This is a genomic window from Stenotrophomonas sp. a6 (assembly GCF_030913325.1).
GTDB lineage: Bacteria > Pseudomonadota > Gammaproteobacteria > Xanthomonadales > Xanthomonadaceae > Stenotrophomonas > Stenotrophomonas maltophilia.
The window spans coordinates 2,092,886-2,110,130 of the sequence record NZ_CP133161.1; the positions used below are offsets into that span (position 1 = coordinate 2,092,886).

14 protein-coding genes and 1 pseudogene are annotated in these 17,245 nt (G+C 67.5%); all 15 read right to left on the reverse strand.

The window, feature by feature from the left end; all coding sequences use genetic code 11:
• Positions 1–195 precede the first annotated feature (195 nt).
• Positions 196–2,574, reverse strand: coding sequence for a methyl-accepting chemotaxis protein (locus Q9Q79_RS09710; protein ID WP_012480092.1), 2,379 nt, complete (start codon positions 2,572–2,574; stop codon positions 196–198).
• A 101-nt stretch (positions 2,575–2,675) separates the two neighbouring features.
• Positions 2,676–3,059 carry a hypothetical protein gene (locus Q9Q79_RS09715; protein WP_005409515.1) on the reverse strand — a complete coding sequence of 128 codons (384 nt, stop codon included), beginning with the start codon at positions 3,057–3,059 and terminating at the stop codon, positions 2,676–2,678.
• Positions 3,060–3,195: 136 nt separating this feature from the next.
• On the reverse strand, positions 3,196–3,687 hold the full coding sequence (locus Q9Q79_RS09720) for a chemotaxis protein CheW (RefSeq protein WP_005409516.1): 492 nt from the start codon (positions 3,685–3,687) through the stop codon (positions 3,196–3,198).
• Between the two features lie 246 nt (positions 3,688–3,933).
• Entirely contained in the window at positions 3,934–4,707 is a 774-nt protein-coding gene (locus tag Q9Q79_RS09725) for a flagellar brake protein (protein ID WP_005413239.1), read from the reverse strand.
• Positions 4,708–4,911: 204 nt separating this feature from the next.
• Positions 4,912–7,161, reverse strand: a complete 2,250-nt coding sequence (locus tag Q9Q79_RS09730; protein WP_201864111.1) for a methyl-accepting chemotaxis protein — start codon at positions 7,159–7,161, stop codon at positions 4,912–4,914.
• Between the two features lie 370 nt (positions 7,162–7,531).
• Positions 7,532–9,523, reverse strand: coding sequence for a chemotaxis protein CheA (locus Q9Q79_RS09735; RefSeq protein WP_005409520.1), 1,992 nt, complete (start codon positions 9,521–9,523; stop codon positions 7,532–7,534).
• A gap of 45 nt (positions 9,524–9,568) precedes the next feature.
• Entirely contained in the window at positions 9,569–9,934 is a 366-nt protein-coding gene (locus Q9Q79_RS09740; protein ID WP_005409521.1) for a response regulator, read from the reverse strand.
• The gene (locus Q9Q79_RS09745) at positions 9,931–10,239 is read right to left on the reverse strand and encodes an STAS domain-containing protein (RefSeq protein ID WP_012480094.1); all 309 of its coding nucleotides are present in this window, start codon (positions 10,237–10,239) and stop codon (positions 9,931–9,933) included. Before Q9Q79_RS09745 ends, Q9Q79_RS09740 begins: the two co-directional genes overlap by 4 nt.
• A gap of 286 nt (positions 10,240–10,525) precedes the next feature.
• A complete protein-coding gene (locus Q9Q79_RS09750; protein WP_012480095.1) occupies positions 10,526–11,740 on the reverse strand; it encodes a chemotaxis protein CheW in 1,215 nt (404 codons plus the stop codon).
• Positions 11,737–12,519 (reverse strand): ParA family protein, encoded by a 783-nt coding sequence (locus tag Q9Q79_RS09755; protein ID WP_099484538.1) that lies wholly within the window; start codon positions 12,517–12,519, stop codon positions 11,737–11,739. Before Q9Q79_RS09755 ends, Q9Q79_RS09750 begins: the two co-directional genes overlap by 4 nt.
• A 175-nt stretch (positions 12,520–12,694) precedes the next feature.
• Positions 12,695–13,540: pseudogene (motD, locus tag Q9Q79_RS09760) on the reverse strand (flagellar motor protein MotD); the annotation flags it as partial.
• 1 nt (position 13,541) lies between these two features.
• Positions 13,542–14,282, reverse strand: coding sequence for a flagellar motor protein (locus tag Q9Q79_RS09765; protein ID WP_005409527.1), 741 nt, complete (start codon positions 14,280–14,282; stop codon positions 13,542–13,544).
• 101 nt (positions 14,283–14,383) lie between these two features.
• Positions 14,384–16,213 carry a chemotaxis protein CheA gene (locus Q9Q79_RS09770; RefSeq protein WP_100438500.1) on the reverse strand — a complete coding sequence of 610 codons (1,830 nt, stop codon included), beginning with the start codon at positions 16,211–16,213 and terminating at the stop codon, positions 14,384–14,386.
• Between the two features lie 2 nt (positions 16,214–16,215).
• Complete coding sequence (locus tag Q9Q79_RS09775) at positions 16,216–16,821, reverse strand: protein phosphatase CheZ (protein WP_010482455.1); 606 nt, start codon at positions 16,819–16,821, stop codon at positions 16,216–16,218.
• Entirely contained in the window at positions 16,821–17,213 is a 393-nt protein-coding gene (gene cheY, locus Q9Q79_RS09780; protein WP_005413247.1) for a chemotaxis response regulator CheY, read from the reverse strand. The genes Q9Q79_RS09775 and cheY overlap by 1 nt, the downstream gene beginning before the upstream one ends.
• Between the last annotated feature and the right edge of the window lie 32 nt (positions 17,214–17,245).

The following is a 17,245-nucleotide window of genomic DNA, read 5'->3' on the forward strand; positions in this document are numbered from 1 at the left end:
ATCAACACAGTTGCTACAAGGACGTATTCACGGCGTGCCCTGCGCAGCCCACCCTCGCGGCCAACCCTCAGTAACCCAGCGCTTCGACCGACCATCCCGAGGGGCTTCGCCGCTGGCTGGATATCCAGATACCCCGTAAACAAAAACGCCCCAGCGCAGGGCCAGGGCGTTCTCGTGCGTCAGGTCAGGCAGGCCTCAGAATTCCTGCCAGTCTCCGTCGGCCAGTTCGGTGGCCATCGGACGACCACCGGCGGTGCGGCGGGCCGGCGGCGCGACCGGGGCCGGTGCGGCCGGTGCGGCAGCACGCGGGACCGGGGCAGCGGCGATGCGCGGGGCAACCACGGTCTCGGCTTCGTCGACCACGAAGATCGACACCGCTTCGCTGAGGTGGCCGGCCTGTTCTTCCATCGCACGCGCGGCGGCGGTGGCTTCTTCCACCAGCGCAGCATTCTGCTGGGTGGTTTCGTCCATCTGCACCACGGTCTGGTTGACCTGCTCGATGCCGGCCGACTGCTCCTGCGAGGCGGCGGAGATCTCGGCCATGATGTCGGTCACGCGCTGCACCGAGGCGACGATCTCGCCCATGGTCGCGCCGGCCTTGTGCACCAGCGCCGAGCCGTCGTTGACCTTGCCGACCGAATCGTCGATCAGGCCCTTGATCTCCTTGGCGGCAGCGGCCGAACGCTGGGCGAGGGTACGCACTTCGCTGGCGACCACGGCGAAACCACGGCCCTGTTCACCGGCACGCGCGGCTTCCACCGCAGCGTTCAGCGCCAGGATGTTGGTCTGGAAGGCAATGCCGTCGATGACGGAGATGATCTCGGCGATCTTCTTCGACGAGGCTTCGATGGCCGACATGGTGGTGACTACCTGGCCGACCACCTCGCCACCCTGCGAAGCGACGCCATGCGCGCCGATGGCGAGCTGGTTGGCCTGGCGGGCGTGCTCGGCGTTCTGGCGCACGGTGGAGGTCAGTTCCTCCATCGAGGCGGCGGTCTCTTCCAGGTTGGCGGCCTGCTGCTCGGTACGGCGCGACAGGTCACTGTTGCCCGAGGCGATCTCACCGGCGGCCGAGCTGATCGCGCGGCTGGACTGCTTGATGCGGGTGACGATTTCACTCAGCTGCGCGGCGGTGGCGTTGGCGTCGTCGCGCATGCGGGCGAACACGCCCTGGTAGTCGCCGTGCATGCGCACGGTCAGGTCACCCTGCGACAGCGCGGCAAGCAGGCCGGAGATCTGTTCGATGCTGCCGGCGTTGGCGTCCAGCAGGCCGTTGATCTGCTGGGCCAGCTGCAGGAAGAAGCCTTCCTTGTCGCTGGCGTCGATGCGGCCGGACAGGTCGCCGGCGGCGGCCTGGGCGATCACGCGCGCCACTTCGGCTTCGACCAGTGCTTCCTGGGTGCGGTCGCGCCATTCCACCACGTAGCCGACGGTGTCGCCGCCTTCGTTGCGGATGGTCGACACCACCTGCGCGAACTGGGCATCGCCGTACTGCATCGGGCGACGGGCGACGCCGTGGGCCTTCAGGTTGCCCAACAGCGTCTGGTCCATCTCGCCGCGGTGTTCCAGCACGGTGACCGGCTTGCCGATCAACGAGGCCTGGGCGTCGAAGTCCGGCAGGTCGCGGCGGACTTCATCCTGGTACTGGCTGAGGGTCTGCTGCAGGGCGCGGTTGCTGTAGACGATGGTGTTGCTGGTATCGGTCAGGTAGACACCGGTCGAGCTGTAGTCCAGCGCGGTGCGGATGCGCAGGTTCTCGCGGGCAACGGCCTGGTCGGTTTCGATGCGTTCGCGCAGGTCGCGCTGCATCCGCTGCATGGCCTGCATCAGTTCGCCCACTTCATCCTGGCGGCTGACGTCGATGTGGCCATCGAGCTTGCCACCGGCCACGTCGTTGGCAACCGACACGGCGCCACGCACGCTGCCGACCAGGGCGCGCGCGAACAGCCAGACCAGCACCAGGCCGAGCGCGGCGCCGCCCAGCAGGGCGATCACGGTCAGCACGGCGGAGGCGGAATAGGTGGACGCGGCCTCTTCGCGCGAGGCGCGGGCGAGGCGGTTGTCTTCGGCGATCAGCGCTTCCAGCGCGGATGCAGCCTTGCGGTGCTTGGTGCGGGTCTCGCCCACGAAGGTATCGATGGCATCGTCCGGCAGGTCCAGCTCCAGCATCTCGGTGACGCTGTCGTAGGAGGCCAGGGCGTCCTTCCATTCCTTGGCGAAGGTATCGAACAGCTTCTTCTGCTGCGCGTTGTCGACCAGCTTCGGGTATTCCTTGATCGACGTGTCCATGCTGGTGCGCAGGTCGACGGCCTGCTTGCGCGCGTCGGACTTGACGTCATCGCTGGCGCGGATCAGCTGCTGGTAGGCAGCATTGCGGTACTCGCCCAGCATGCCGCGCATCTCGCCGGCCATGCGGATGCTTTCCATGCGCGAACCCGCCAACTCGGTGGTGACGTTGTTCAGCGAATGCAGTCCGCGATAGGCGACGATGCCCTGCAGCAGCATCACCAGCAGGAGGACGCCGAAGGTCAACAGCAGCTTCGGCATCAGTTTCAGGTTGTTGATCCACGGCATGGGCGTTGCGATCTCCTAAGGCAGACGCGTCCGGGCGTCGGGCCCGGTTGCAGCAGAAACCACGCCGGCACAAGCTCCGGCGTGGTTCGACGGACAGCGGATTACTTGATGTTGGCCAGCTTCAGGCCCGCCGGCGAGCTGACTTCGATTTCCGCGCGCGAGGCGTCGCGCTGGATCTTGCCGATCACGCACACGGTCTTGCCTTCCAGGGTTTCCAGCGGGAAGGAGAACTTGCCGCGGTTCTCGCCGGCGATGCGGGCCGAGAAGGTGTGGCGCGGGAAGGCACCGCCCATGTACAGGAAGGTCGGCTGGCCTTCGGAACCTTCGGCGTAGCGGGCCTTTTCGACCTTGCCACAGACCATGCCGTCCTTGCCGACCGAACGCGGGGCCAGTTCCGGCGGGATCATGTCGGCCGCCTGGGCGAACGCGGAGGAAGCGGTGGTGGCCAGGACAGCGGCCGAAACGAACGCAAGCAGGGACTTCATCGAGGTGTATCTCCGGGGATGGTGATGGTCGTTCCGGTTCCGCGCGCTCCTGCGCGACCGGCTTCTGTCCCCCTATCGGCACTGCTGGGGGGAACTGAAGGGTTTTGTGACCAGAACGTGAAGCAGGTCCGATGGATCAGGCGGCAGCGTCTTCGGCGAGGGAGGCCTGGCCCATGTCGGCGCTGTCGAGCAGGGTCTCGATGTCCAGCAGGATCAGCATGCGGTCGTCGTGGGTGCCGATGCCGGAGATGAAGCGGGTGTCGACTGCAGCGCCGAACTCCGGGGTCGGGCGGATCTGCTCGGCCGACAGCGGGATCACGTCCGACACGCTGTCGACCACGATGCCGACCACGCGGTCTTCGACGTTGAGCACGATCATCACGGTGAAAGCGTCGTAGCGGGCGTTGTCCAGGCGCAGCTTCAAGCGCAGGTCGATGACCGGCACGATGGTGCCGCGCAGGTTGATCACACCCTTGATGTAGTCCGGGGCGTCCGGCACGCGGGTGACCGCATCGTAGCCACGGATCTCCTGCACCTTGAGGATGTCCACGCCGTAGTGCTCGGCGCCGAGGGTGAAGCTGAGGAATTCGCCACCGGCGCTGGCGGCGGAGCTGGTCTTGTCGTTCATCGAGGGGTCCTGGTTCTGCCGGAAGTCCCGGTGTCAGGCTCGATATCGGCCCCGCGTGGGGGGACTTTAGGTGCCGGGGGAGAGGCATCCACGCATGGCGTGGATCTACCGCGGCGCGGCCGGCACGCGCATATGGCGTGGATCCGCCGAAGATCGGTAGTGCCGGCCGCTGGCCGGCGACGGCATCATGCGGGTTGCCGGCCGCCGGCCGCCGGCCGCCGGCCGGCACGAACGGTCGAAGGCGCCTCAGAGCTCGCCGTTGCGGCGCGCCTTGCGCTGGCGGTCGATGCGGAAGATGTAGCGCTGGATGGCGCTGTCGCCGCCGCGCGGCAGGCTGTCAAAGCGCATTCCCACGCGCTTGACCTCGATGCCATTGGGCTGTCGCTGTGGCAGCAGGTTGCAGACCACCAGTTCGATGTCCAGGTCGGGGCCATCGGGCAGCGACAGCTGCGCCGGGTAGCGCTTCTGCAGGCCGAATACGGCGCAGTCGTTGGGAACCACTACGGCCAGGCCGCCACCGCTGATGTCCACCACCCGCATCGACAGCGCTTCGGCACGTGCTTCGCCGGGTGGCAGCAGCAGATGCGGCGAGTCGGTGACCGGGGTCTCCAGCCGGTACAGCTCACGGCGCTGCAGATGCACCAGTTCGTCCGGCAACGGGGCGCGGAAGGCGACGTGGCCATCGTTGTCCACGCGCTGCAGTTCGTGCAGGCGGAACCGCACAAGGACACGTTCAAGCTGGGCGAAGCAGAGCAGGTGGTCGGCCTGCTCGGCGGCACGGTTCGACGCCTCCTGCGGGCTGCCGTCGAGCAGCAGGTAGTCTTCGTCCTCGTCGAGATCAAGCAGGGCGGTCGGGAAGGAACGATCCCGGCCGTCGATATGCGCGTTGATCAGTGATCGCTGGTCGATCAGCGAGCGCAGCAGCTGCCGCAGCTGGCGGGGGTTGCGGACCAGGAAGCGTTCGTCCGCGGCGTCGGCCGCGTGGACATCATGCAGTTCAGTGTCGTGGCCGTCGGACATGGAGTCTGTGATCAGGGGCGGGCGCCAGCACGCGTTGTTGCAGGCTCGATGGGGATATCGGCCTCTTCATTGGATTATGAAGTGGGATTTGCATCACTTTCCATGCATAAGGGGCCAGATCCCTTTCCCGTGGGAAAGGGATCTGGCCCCGTGGCCCGCCATGCTGGTGCATCCACCCCATGGGCGGATGCTTTCTGCGTGGGGTCAGAACTCCTGCCAATCACCCTCGGCAGCCAGCGCCGGCTGGGCGGCCGACGCCCGCAGCGGCCGTGTCGGTGCTGCCTTGGTGACGGGCAGGGCGGCCGCGACCTGACGTGGCTGCGGTGCATTTGCCAAGCGTGCCGGCGCAGCGGCGACGCCCTGCGATGCCAGCCGGAAGCGCGCCACGGCTTCGCCCAGCTGCACGGCCTGGTCTTCCATGGCGCGCGCCGCAGCAGTCGCTTCCTCCACCAGCGCGGCATTCTGCTGCGTGGTTTCGTCCATCTGCACCACGGTCTGGTTGACCTGCTCGATGCCGGCCGACTGTTCCTGCGAAGCGGCGGAGATCTCGGCCATGATGTCGGTCACGCGCTGCACCGAGGCGACGATCTCGCCCATGGTGCTGCCGGCCTGGTGCACCAGGCTGGAGCCTTCGGCGACCTTGCCGACCGAATCATCGATCAGGCCCTTGATCTCCTTGGCCGCCGCAGCCGAACGCTGGGCGAGGGTACGCACTTCGCTGGCGACCACGGCGAAACCACGGCCCTGTTCACCGGCACGCGCGGCTTCCACTGCGGCGTTCAGCGCCAGGATGTTGGTCTGGAACGCGATGCCGTCGATGACGGAGATGATCTCGGCGATCTTCTTCGACGAGGCTTCGATGGCCGACATGGTGGTGACCACCTGGCCGACCACCTCGCCGCCCTGCGAAGCGACGCCATGCGCGCCGATGGCGAGCTGGTTGGCCTGGCGGGCGTGCTCGGCGTTCTGGCGCACGGTGGAGGTCAGTTCCTCCATCGAGGCGGCGGTCTCTTCCAGGTTGGCGGCCTGCTGCTCGGTACGGCGCGACAGGTCGCTGTTGCCGGACGCGATCTCGCCAGCGGCCAAGGTGATGCTGGAGGCACTGGCCTGGATCTGGCCGACGATCTGGGTCAGCTGTGCGACGGTGGTGTTGGCGTCGTCACGCATGCGCGCGAACACGCCGTTGAACTGGCCGTCCATGCGTGCGGTCAGGTCGCCGGCGGCGATCGACTGCAGCAGCTGCGAGAGCTGGCCGAGGTTGCCGTCGGCCACCTGCATCATGCTGTTGAGCTGCTCGATCATCACGCGGAAATCGTGATCGAAACGCTGCGCATCACCGCGCTGGCTGAAGTCGCCGGCGGCGGCGGCCGAGGCCAGCTGCTGGATCTGCGTGTTGATGGCCAGCAGGCTGGCCTTGGCCGCGTCCATCGACTCGTGCAGGATCGCGCGGCTGCCGGGCAGGCGGCGGGCGTCCGGGGCGAGGTTGCCGATGGCGTACTGGTTGAGCACTTCAATGGCATCGACGATCGCATCGAGGTGTTCGAAGATCACCGTGTTGATGCCGCTGGCCAGCTGGCCGTAGACGCCCGGGAAGTCTTCCGGAATACGGTGGCTGATGTCCGGGCCGGCATGCATCTGTGCCATCAGCTGGGTCTGTTCGCTGAAGCGGCGCAGCATCGCGGTCATGTCGGCGGTGGCCGCCAGCATGCGGCCAGCCTCGTCCTTGCCGGTGCTCTGGGTGGTGACGCTGAGGTCGCCGCGTGCGACGGCCTGGATGGCGTTCACGGCCTTGCCGAGGGGGCCGGTCACGGCGCGCGAGATGACCACCGCCAGTGTTGCGGCGACCACAACCAGCAATACGACGGCGGCAATGATCGCCAGCATGCTGTTGCGGTGGGTGGCATTGGCGTTGTCGATCTTGCCCTGCATCAGCGAGCTGCTGTACGCGCCCAGTGCCTTGAGGTCTTCAAAGGCCTTGCGGCGCAGCGGGCGCGACTGGTCGTCGGAGATCTGCCGTGCGACGACGCCATCGCCGGCGGTGGCCGCTTCGCGCAGCTTGGCATTGGCTGCGAAGTAGCCATCGACGTCGGCCTGCACGGCGCGGTAGAGCTCGCGTTCCTTGGCGCCGGCCGGCAGCTTGGCGTATGCGGCCAGCTGTTCGCGCACAACGGCGGCGGTGTCATCCATGCGCTTGTTGTAGTCGGCCACCTTCTCGGGCTGGTCCAGCATGCTCAGCTGGGCCAGCTCATAGGTGCGGAACTCACCCAGCTGCGAGCGCACTTCGCCGAGGTACTGCACGGACGGAATATCGTTGGAGGCCATCGCGCTCAACTGCGCGTTGGCCTCGGACAGGCGGACCAGGGCGAAGGCGCCCAGTACGACGGTCATCAAGGTGGTGAGGGTGAACCCCACGGCCAGCTTGCGGGCGATGGGCAGATCTTGGAACCACTTCATGCAGGGTGCTCCAGGTGGGCAGAGTGCCGGCGTCTGTGCGCCGGTTCGGGGGTGGTTGCAGAGCGAACGGGGGTGCCCGGTGGGGTTCGGTGACGACCGTCATTGCGAAATAACGGCGCCGTCCGCGTGGACTTTATGGACGCAGATCACATTCGGTTGCGTAGGGATGACAGCGCGAAAGCGTTGCAGCGGCGTGCTTTCGCTTGGATGAAGTAGTTGCGCCCGCAACCACCATGGCGACGGAGTTCACAGAAGGGATGGGGTCGGAGCTCTTTCCTGCGGAAAGGGATCCGACCCCCTTGGTAGAGCGCGCACAAACAAAAACCGCCGCCCCGAAGGGCGGCGGTCCAGTACACGCATGCAGCGTGGATCAGGCGGCCTGCGGCATCCGCAACGAGCGCACCAGTCCGCCAATGTCGACGATCAACGCGACGCGGCCGTCGCCAAGGATGGTGGCACCGGACACCCCGCCGATACGGCGGTAGTTGTTCTCGATGTTCTTCACCACCACCTGCTGCTGGCCGACCAGTTCATCCACTTCCAGTGCGATCTTCTGGCCATCGCCTTCGACCACGACCACCAGCGATTCACTGCCCGGCGCACGGTTGCCGTAGCCGTAGTACTCGCTCAGCGAGAGGATCGGCAGGTACTCGCCACGTACGCGCAGCACGCGGCCTTCGCCGGCCATGCTGCGAATGTCCTCGGCCTGCGGCTGCAACGCCTCAAGCACATAGGCCAGCGGCAGGATCAGGGTTTCGCCGGCAACCGCCACGGTCATGCCGTCGAGGATGGCCAGGGTCAGCGGCAGGCGGATCAGCGTGCGGGTGCCAGTACCCAGGCTGCTTTCGATCTGGACCTCACCGCCCAGTGCCTGGATGTTGCGGCGAACCACGTCCATGCCGACGCCACGCCCGGACAGGTCGGTGACCGCATCGGCAGTGGAGAAGCCTGGCTGGAAGATCAGGTCCCAGACCTGCGAATCGGTCGGGTTGTCCGGTACGGCCAGGCCGCGTTCGGTGGCCTTGGCCAGGATCTTGGCGCGATCCAGGCCGCGGCCGTCGTCGCTCACTTCAATGACGATATGGCCGCCCTGGTGCGAAGCGGCCAGGGTGATCGTGCCGGTTTCGTCCTTGCCCGCGCCGCGACGCACGTCGGGCATTTCCAGGCCGTGGTCGATCGAGTTGCGCACCAGGTGCACCAGTGGATCGGCGATCTTTTCGATCAGCCCCTTGTCCAGCTCGGTGCCCTCGCCGACGGTGCGCAGGCGCACCTGCTTGCCGAGGCGGCTGGACAGGTCGCGGACCAGGCGCGGGAAGCGGCGGAACACCGCGTCGACCGGCAGCATGCGAACGCCGATCACCGCTTCCTGCAGGTCGCGGGTGTTGCGTTCCAGCTGGTCCAGGCCGGCGAACAGGCTCTCGGCGTGGACCGGGTCCAGCGCGTGCGAGACCTGCTTGAGCATGGCCTGGGTGATGACCAGTTCGCCGACCAGGTTGATCAGCGCATCGACCTTGTCGACGCTGACGCGGATCGACGTTTCGGCTTCCTGGGTGGCAGCACCGCCGGCGGCAGGCGCAGCAGGCGCTGCCGGCACGACGGCAGCAGGTGTGGAAGGGGATGCAGCAACGGGCGCCTGGGTCGCCAGGCTCGGCGGCGCTGCCGGACGGATGTCCAGCTCGCAGTCGTCCAGTACCCAGGCGAAGGTGTCTTCGATCTTGCTGCGCGGCACCTTGCCGACCAGGCCCAGGTCCCACGCCAGGTGGGCCTCGAGCGGGTCGAGCTGGGCGAAGCCCGGCAGGCGTTCCATGCGCGCGGCCACCTGCAGCGAGCCGAGGTGTTCCAGTTCGCGGATGATGCGCAACGGGTCGTTGCCGCTCATGAACAGCGAGGGTGCCGGGGTGAACCCGATCTGCCAGGCTTCCGGCGTATCGTCCACCTTGGCTGCGGCAGCGGCCGGCGCGCTCGGTGCGGCCTGGCCGGAGAGAACGGCTTCGAGGCGCGCCTTCACTGCGGCGACCGCAGCGGGGTCTGCGGCCTGGCCATGTTCGGCTTCGCGCAGCAGGGCGCGCAGTACATCCACCGAGGACAGCATGGCATCGACGGCATGGCCTTCCAGGGCCCGCTTGCCGGCACGCAGCTCATCGAGCAGCGTTTCCAGCACGTGGGTCAGGCCGGCGATGGCATCGAAGCCGAAGGTGCCGGCGCCGCCCTTGATCGAGTGGGCGGCGCGGAACACCGAATTGATGATCTCCGCGTCCTGCTGCCCCGATTCCAGGGCCAGCAGGCCAGCCTCCATCGCGTCGAGGCCTTCGCGGCTCTCCTCGAAGAAGGTGGCGTGGAAGCGTTGCAGGTCCATGCTCATGGCAGTGGTGGTCCGGAAGCGAAGAAGGGGAGCGGTGCGGGGCGATCAGCCCAGCACTTTCTGCACGGTGGCGACCAGCTGTTCCGGATTGAACGGCTTGACCAGCCAACCGGTGGCACCGGCGGCCTTGCCTTCGGACTTCTTGTCGGCGGCCGATTCGGTGGTCAGCATCAGCAGCGGGGTGAACTTGTAGTCCGGCAGCTGGCGCAGTTCGCGGATCAGCGCGATGCCGTCCATGTTCGGCATGTTGACGTCGGTGACCACCGCGTTGAAGCGCTGGCCCTTGGCGCGACCCAGCGCGACCGCGCCGTCTTCGGCTTCTTCGACGGCAAAACCGGCCGAGGTGAGGGCGAAGGAAACCATCTGGCGCATCGACGCCGAATCGTCCACCACCAAGATACGTGCGCTCATGCAGCGTTCTCCACAGATTTCAGGTTGTCATGGGTTACGTCCAGGCCCAGGGCCTGGGTGACGCCCAGCAGGCGTGCGGCGTCACGGAAGGTTGCGGTGCAACCGTGGAAGCCGGTGCCCAGGCCTGCATCGCGGCGGGCCTGCACGAATGCACACAGCACCTGCACGGCGGCCGTGTGGATGCGGGCGACCTGGCTTGCATCCAGGGTCAGCTCGCCTGCCTGCGCCACCAGCGGGGCGAGGCGGTTCTTGAGCTCGGTGCTGCTCTCGATGCCGAGATCCTCACCCAGTTCGACAGTGCTCATCGTTGCTCCGGACAAACGGTTCCGTGATCCATAACGGCACCCCGGCGGGGTTCTTTAGAGGAATCGACGCGGTGCGTCGATGCGGTCGCAGCTGAAAAGGGGACGGCGGGGATCAAGTCGCAAGCGACCTGGCTCTACTGCAGCCCCCTCGACAACGGCGACCGCGCAGTGGGGACGCAAGGTGTTGATCCAACGGATCAACTCCTTGCGTCCCCGACAGGCACCGCTTCGGCGCAAAGCGCCGAGCCACTTGCGACTTAATCCCCTCCGTCCCCTTTTTTCCAGATCAACTCAGCAGCCGTGTGGCGTCCAGCAGGATCATCGGGCGCTGGCTGACCCGGGCGACGCCGCGGAACAGATCATTGGAGATCTGGCAGATGCGGGCGGTATCCGGGGGTTCGATCTGTGAATCGGTGAGGTTGGCGACATCTTCCACTGCCGACACGCGCAGGCCGATGGTCTCGCCGTCCTCTTCCAGCACCACGATGCGGGTCTGGGCATCGTCTTCTGCCGCTGCGGCGCCGAGGTGCAGGCCGAGGTCCATCACCGGCACCACCTGGCCACGCAGGTTCATGATCCCGAGCATCGCCGGTGCCGTGCCACGCAACGGCAGCAGTGGCACCGGCAACACCACTTCCTGCACTTTCAGCAGTTCCAGCGCATAGGCCTGGGTCCCGCAGCGCAGGCGCAGCCAGCGCGAGGTGCGCTCGCCGGCGCGGCGGTTCTGCGGGTGCGGGCTGCTGGCGGGCTGGTGCGCCTGCGCCTGCAGCTCCTGCCAGGTACCGGGACGGTTGGTGGCCGGGGCATCCAGGGCAACGCGGGGCGGCGGCGCGGCGGCAGCACGCGCGACCGGGGCGGGCGCGGGTGCAGCGCGCGGTGCCGGGGGCGCAACCACGGCCGGTGGCGGCGTGGGGACATCCTCGCCACCCGCAGCGGCTTCGAACGCAGCCTGCAGACCGGGGCTGTCAGTGTGGGCGAGCTGATGGCTGTCGGCCGCGTCGGTCTCGTAGATCACTTCGTCGGGCAGGTCGTCCCAGGTGGGCTCCGGGCCGGCCTGGGCCGGGGTCGTCTCGTGGATCACCTCGTCAGGCAGGTCATCCCAGGTCGGTTCGCGCTCGGGAGCGGCGACCGGCATTGCGGCGGCCTCGAAGGCGGCTTCCAGTGCTGCCTCGTCCTGTGCCGGGGCAGCGGCAACAGTGCCCGTCTCATAGATCACTTCGGCGGGCAGATCGTCCCAGGTGGGTTCGCGCTCGGCCGTTGTGGCCGCCTCGAAGGCGGCTTCGAGCGCGGCGTTGTCCACGGCAGGCCCCGCGGCAACGGTGTCGGTTTCGTAGATCACCTCGGCCGGCAGGTCATCCCAGGTCGGCTCGCGTTCCGGTTCCGATGTGCTGTCCGGAGCCGGGGCGGCGCTGTCCGGCGTTGGCAGCACGACGGCCGCCGGGGCGATCGCTTCGCCCAGCAGTTCGTCCAGGTAGTCGTCCAGTACGCCGGTGCTGTTCATGCGGCCTGCTCCAGGGCACGGGCATCCTCACCGAGGATCCAGTTCAGTGCGCGGCGATAGGCGGCCAGGCCGCGGCCCGGGTAGTCCTCACCAGCGCTGGGCAGGGTCAGGCCTGCGGCATTGCTGATGCGGGTGTCGATCGGAATGGCGTCTTCCCAGACGCGGGTGCCGTGGCGATCCTGCATCGTGCGCAGCGATTCGTTGCCGGCGCGGGTGCGGCGGTCGAACAGGGTCGGCAGGATCGAGATCGGCAGCGGGCGGCGGCGCGAGCGCTCGACCATCTCGCCGGTGCGGACCATGCCGTCCAGGCCATGCAGGGCCAGCGGCTCGGCCTGGGTGGGAATGATCAGGCGGTCGGCAGCGGCCAGTGCGTTGATCATCAACAGGCCAAGGGTGGGGGCACAGTCCAGCAGGATGTAGTCGTGCTGGCCCTGGTGACGCGCCAGTGCGTTCTGCAGGGCCAGGCCGAGGCCGGGCTGGTTGGCGCTGCGGCGCTCCAGCGTGGCCAGCGCCGACTGCGCGCAGACGTAGTCCAGGCCGTGGATGCTGCTGGCATGGCACAGGCTGGAAAGATCGGCCGGCGGGGCGCCGAACAGTTCCAGTACGCCGGCCGGCGGCGGATCCACCGGCACGCCGAAGGCGCGGCTGAGCGAGGCATGCGGATCGAGGTCGATCAGCAGCACGCGATGGCCAAGGGCGGCCAGGCCACGGCCGAGGGCGAGGGTGGTGGTGGTCTTGCCGACTCCGCCCTTCTGGTTGGCGACTGCCCAGATGCGCATCGGATTACTCCTTCATTGCCGGGGGAACGGCGGCGCCGACGCGGCTGCCAGCCGGCACCGGCGGCAACTTCACCGGTGCGATGGGGGAGGTGGGGGCGCTGGCCGGAGTTGCGGCGGCCTGTTCGGTGACGGTGCTGTCGGTGGCGCCGGTGGCTGCGTTCAGGCGCTGGCCCAGCGGATCCACCGAGTGCGATGTGTCAGCCAGGATGATGACCATCACCCGGCGGTTGCGGTTGCGGCCCTGCGCGCTGTCGTTCTCTTCGCGCGGGCGGAACTGGCCATAGCCGACCATTGCCAGCCGCGACGGCTGCACGCCCTGGTCGGCGAACAGATGCACCACGCTGGCTGCGCGTCCGGCTGACAGCTCCCAGTTCGAAGGGAAGGTGGCGGTGGCGATCGGCACGTTGTCGGTGTGGCCCTCCACGCGCACGCTGTTGGGCACGTCACGCAGCACTTCGGCCAGGCTGGCCAGCGTCTGCCGGGCGTGCACGTCCAGCGCGGCCGAGCCGGTGGGGAACAGGATGTCGCTGTTGATCTCCACTTCGATCCACAACTCGGTGCGGCGCACGCTGATCATGCCGCGGTCGATCAGCGGCGCCAGTGCAGCGGTAAGGCGGTCGGCGATGCCGTTGAGCTGGCGCTCGGCACGGGCGATCTGTTCCTGGTTGTGGACGGAGACCGGCATGCGCATCTGCGAGGCCATCGACGGCAGCAGGGTCGGGTCGTGCGACGGCGCCGGCGCGGAGGGGCCGATCTTGGTGCCGGACTTGATCACCGAAGGGCTGTCCCAGCCGCCGCCCTGCACCTGCTTGTTGCCGACCTGCACCGGGTTGATCGTGCGCGGCGCACCACCAAAGGCATCGGTGAGCGCGTCGGCCATGATCCGGTACTTGCCCTCGTTGACCGAGGAGATCGCGTACATGACCACGAAGAAGGCGAGCAGCAGCGTCATCAGGTCGGCATAGGGGATCGCCCATGCTTCATGGTTGGCGTGCTCTTCGTGGTGCTTGCGGCGGGCCATGTCAGTGCAGGAAGCCGGAGAGGTTGGTTTCGATGTTGCGCGGGTTCTCGCCCTGGGCGATCGAGATCAGGCCTTCGATGACCATCTCGCGGTCGCGGGTGTTGTGCGAGATCACGCTCTTGAGCTTGGCGGCGATCGGCAGGAACAGCAGATTGGCCGAGGCGATGCCGTAGATGGTGGCGGTGAATGCGGCGGCGATGCCGTGGCCGAGTTTGCTCGGGTCGGCCAGGTTCTTCATCACCGCGATCAGGCCGAGCACGGCACCGATGATGCCGAGCGTGGGCGCGTAGATGCCCATCGCCTCGAATACCTTGGCACCGGCCTGGTCCTGGTGTTCCTGGCTGCCCAGTTCGATTTCCAGCATGTGCCGCATCGATTCGGGCTCGACGCCGTCCACCAGCAGCTGCAGGCCCTTGCGCAGGAACGGGTCCTGCTGCGCTTCCACCTGGGATTCCAGGCCCAGCAGGCCCTGGCGACGGGCGATGTTGCTCCACTCGACGATCTGCTGGATCAGTTCGCGGCGATCGCTGTGCGGCGGGCGCACGACCCAGCGCACGATCTTGAACGCATGCTTGAACACCGCCGGCGAAGTGTGCAGCAGGATCGCGGCAACGGTGCCGACGATGACGATCACGAACGCCGCAGGCGACCACAGCGACGCCAGGCCGGCGCCCTTGAGGATGCTGCCACCGACCAGCGAGGCCAGGGCGAGAAAGAGTCCAATGAGGCTGAGTCTATCCATGGTTCCGGTATCGGCTTGTATGAATGGGACTTGAGACACCGGGAGAACGCGTACAGACGGTAGTCACAGTTTTCGGGTCGCCGGGCCATGCCCGGCGGCGTTCAGCGTATGCCGTCCACGTCCAGGATCAGTGCCATGCGACCATCGCCGATCAACGTTGCACCGGCATAACCGCGCAGGCCGCGCAGGGCTTTTGGCAGTGGCTTGATGACCACTTCCTCGCGCCCGCGTACCTGGTCCACGACCAGGCCGAAGCGCGCTTCGCCGGCCTGCAGCACCACGATGGTCAGCAGGGTTGACGCGGCCGGCGTCACATCCAGCCACTGGCGCAGGTCGACCAGCGGCAGGGTGTGCGAGCGGCGATCAAGCACGGCGCGGCCATCGAACCAGCCCAGCGAGGTGCGCGGCGCGTGAAGCACTTCCATCACGCGTGCCAGCGGTAGCGCGTAGACGTCCTCGCCGGCCTGCACCAGCAGAGTCGGCAGGATCGCGAGGGTGAGCGGCACGCGGATCAGGAAGCGGCTGCCACGACCCAGTTCCGACTGGATCTGGATCTGGCCGCTCAGTTCGCGGATGCGCGACTGCACCACGTCCATGCCGACGCCACGGCCGGAGATGTCGGTGACCTGCTGCTTGGTCGAGAAGCCCGGCAGGAACACCAGGTGCAGGCACTCCTCGCTGCTCAGGCGGGCGGCGGCTTCCGGATCGATCAGGCCTTTCTCACGCGCCTTCGCGCGCAGCTTCTCCGGGTCGATGCCGGCGCCATCGTCCTGCACCTCGATGCTGACGTAGTCGCCTTCCTGCTGCGCCGACAGGCGTACATGGCCCATCCGGGGCTTGCCTTGTGCTTCGCGCAGATCGGGCATTTCCACGCCATGGTCGATGGCGTTGCGGACCAGGTGCACCAGCGGATCGGCCAGTGCTTCGACCAGGTTGCGGTCGAGTTCGGTTTCGGCGCCGACCAGCTCCAGGTCCACTTCCTTCTTCAGCGAGCGGGCGACGTCGCGGGCGACCTTGGGGAAGCGCGAGAACACCTTGCCCACCGGCTGCATGCGGGTACGCATCACCGCCGACTGCAGGCGGGCAGTGGCGATGTCCAGCGTCGATACGGCGCGGTCCAGCTCCTCGTCGCGCAGGCGTGCACGCAGGGTCTTCAGGCGGTTTCGGGAAAGCACCAGTTCGCCGATCAGGTTGACGATCGCATCCAGGCGCTTGGTGTCCACGCGCACGGTGTGCTCGGCCTCGGCCATCGGCTTGGCCGCCGGCTTGGCGGCGGGCGCCGGTACGGGCGCCGGGCGCGGTGCAGCGGCAGGTGCCGCCACGACGGTGGCAGCAGGCTTCGCGCCTGGCGCAGCGCCACCGTGCAGCTGGTCCAGCAGCGCTTCGAACTCGTCTTCGCTGATCAGGCCGTCGTCGGCCTTCCGGGCCGGCGCGACCGCGGTCGGTGCGTTGCCGCCATGCAGCTGGTCGAGCAGGGCCTCGAATTCGTCGTCGGTGATCAGGTCGCTGCCAGCTGCCGCAGGGGCGGCCGCAGCGACCGGCGCGGCAGTGCCACCGTTCATGTCGAACTGCGCGATCAGGTCCGGCGGCGCATAGCCTGGCTCGGTGCCGGAGGACACGGCGTCCAGCATCGACTGCAGGTAGTCCAGCGATTGCTGGGCGGCGTCGAAGTGGTGGGCCTGCAGCACCGCCTGCCCGGCACGCGCGATGCCCAGGGCCTCTTCAGCGGCGTGGCACAGTTCGACCATCGCGGTGACGCCAAGGAAGCCGGCACCGCCCTTGAGCGTGTGGTATCCACGGAACACCGCGTTGAGCTGCTCGGTGTCCTGCGGTGCCTGCTCCAGCGACACCAGCTGTTCGCCCAGGCGATCCAGGATTTCCTGTGCCTCGATGATGAAGTCGGCAGTGATGTCGTCGGATACCGCGCTCATGCTTACAGCCCCAGATCCGACAACAGGTCGTCGGCGTCGTTCTGCGAGACCGCGTGGCGGTCCAGTCCCTTCAGTGCCGGCCCGGCCAGTTCCGGGTCGGTGCGATGCTGTTCCGGCGGCAGGCCGAGTGCGCCGAAGCCCTCGTGCACGCGGCGGACGATGCCGACCACGCGACGGATGATCTGCCCGGTCAGGTCCTGGTAGCTCTGGGTCAGGGCGATCTCGGTCAGGTTGTGGCGGATGCGCTCGAGCTGCGCGTCCTGGCCCGGCTGCAGGCCTTCAGCACGCAGCTGTTCGGTCAGGCTGCGGCATTCCTCGGCCAGGTCCAGGGTGCGGTGCGTGGCCTGTTCGGTCATTGCCACCACGTGGTCCAGGCGTGCGCAGGCGTCGTCCAGCTCACCGGCCTCGCTGGGCACGGTCGGCAGCTCACCCAGTGCCTGCCCCAGCTCGCGGGCCAGCCGCGAGAGGCCGCTCATCATCGGCTGCGTACGCAGCGCGACCAGTCCGTCGATGCGCTGCCGCCAGGCGGCCTCGTCACCGGACTCGAGTGCGTCCAGGGCTTCCTGCAGGCGCAGGGCGAGGGCGCTCTTGTCGACCGTGGTATCCATCAGGCGCTGGCCGCCAGGCGTTCGAAGATCTTGCCGAGCTTCTCTTCCAGCGTCTGCGCAGTGAACGGCTTGATGATGTAGCCGTTCACGCCGTTCTGGGCGGCTTCGATGATCTGTTCGCGCTTGGCTTCGGCGGTGACCATCAGCACTGGCAGGGTCTTCAGCTTGGCATCGGCACGGATCGCCTTCAGCAGCTCGATGCCGGTCATCACCGGCATGTTCCAGTCGGTGACCACGAAATCGAACGGCTGGCTCTGCAGCAGCGACAGCGCGGCATGCCCGTCCTCGGCTTCGGCGGTATTGGTGAAGCCCAGATCGCCCAGCAGGTTCTTGACGATCCGACGCATGGTCGAGAAGTCATCGACGATCAGGATGCGCATGTTCTTGTTCAAAGCAGAGTTCCTTTGTTGTTCATTCCGGGCGG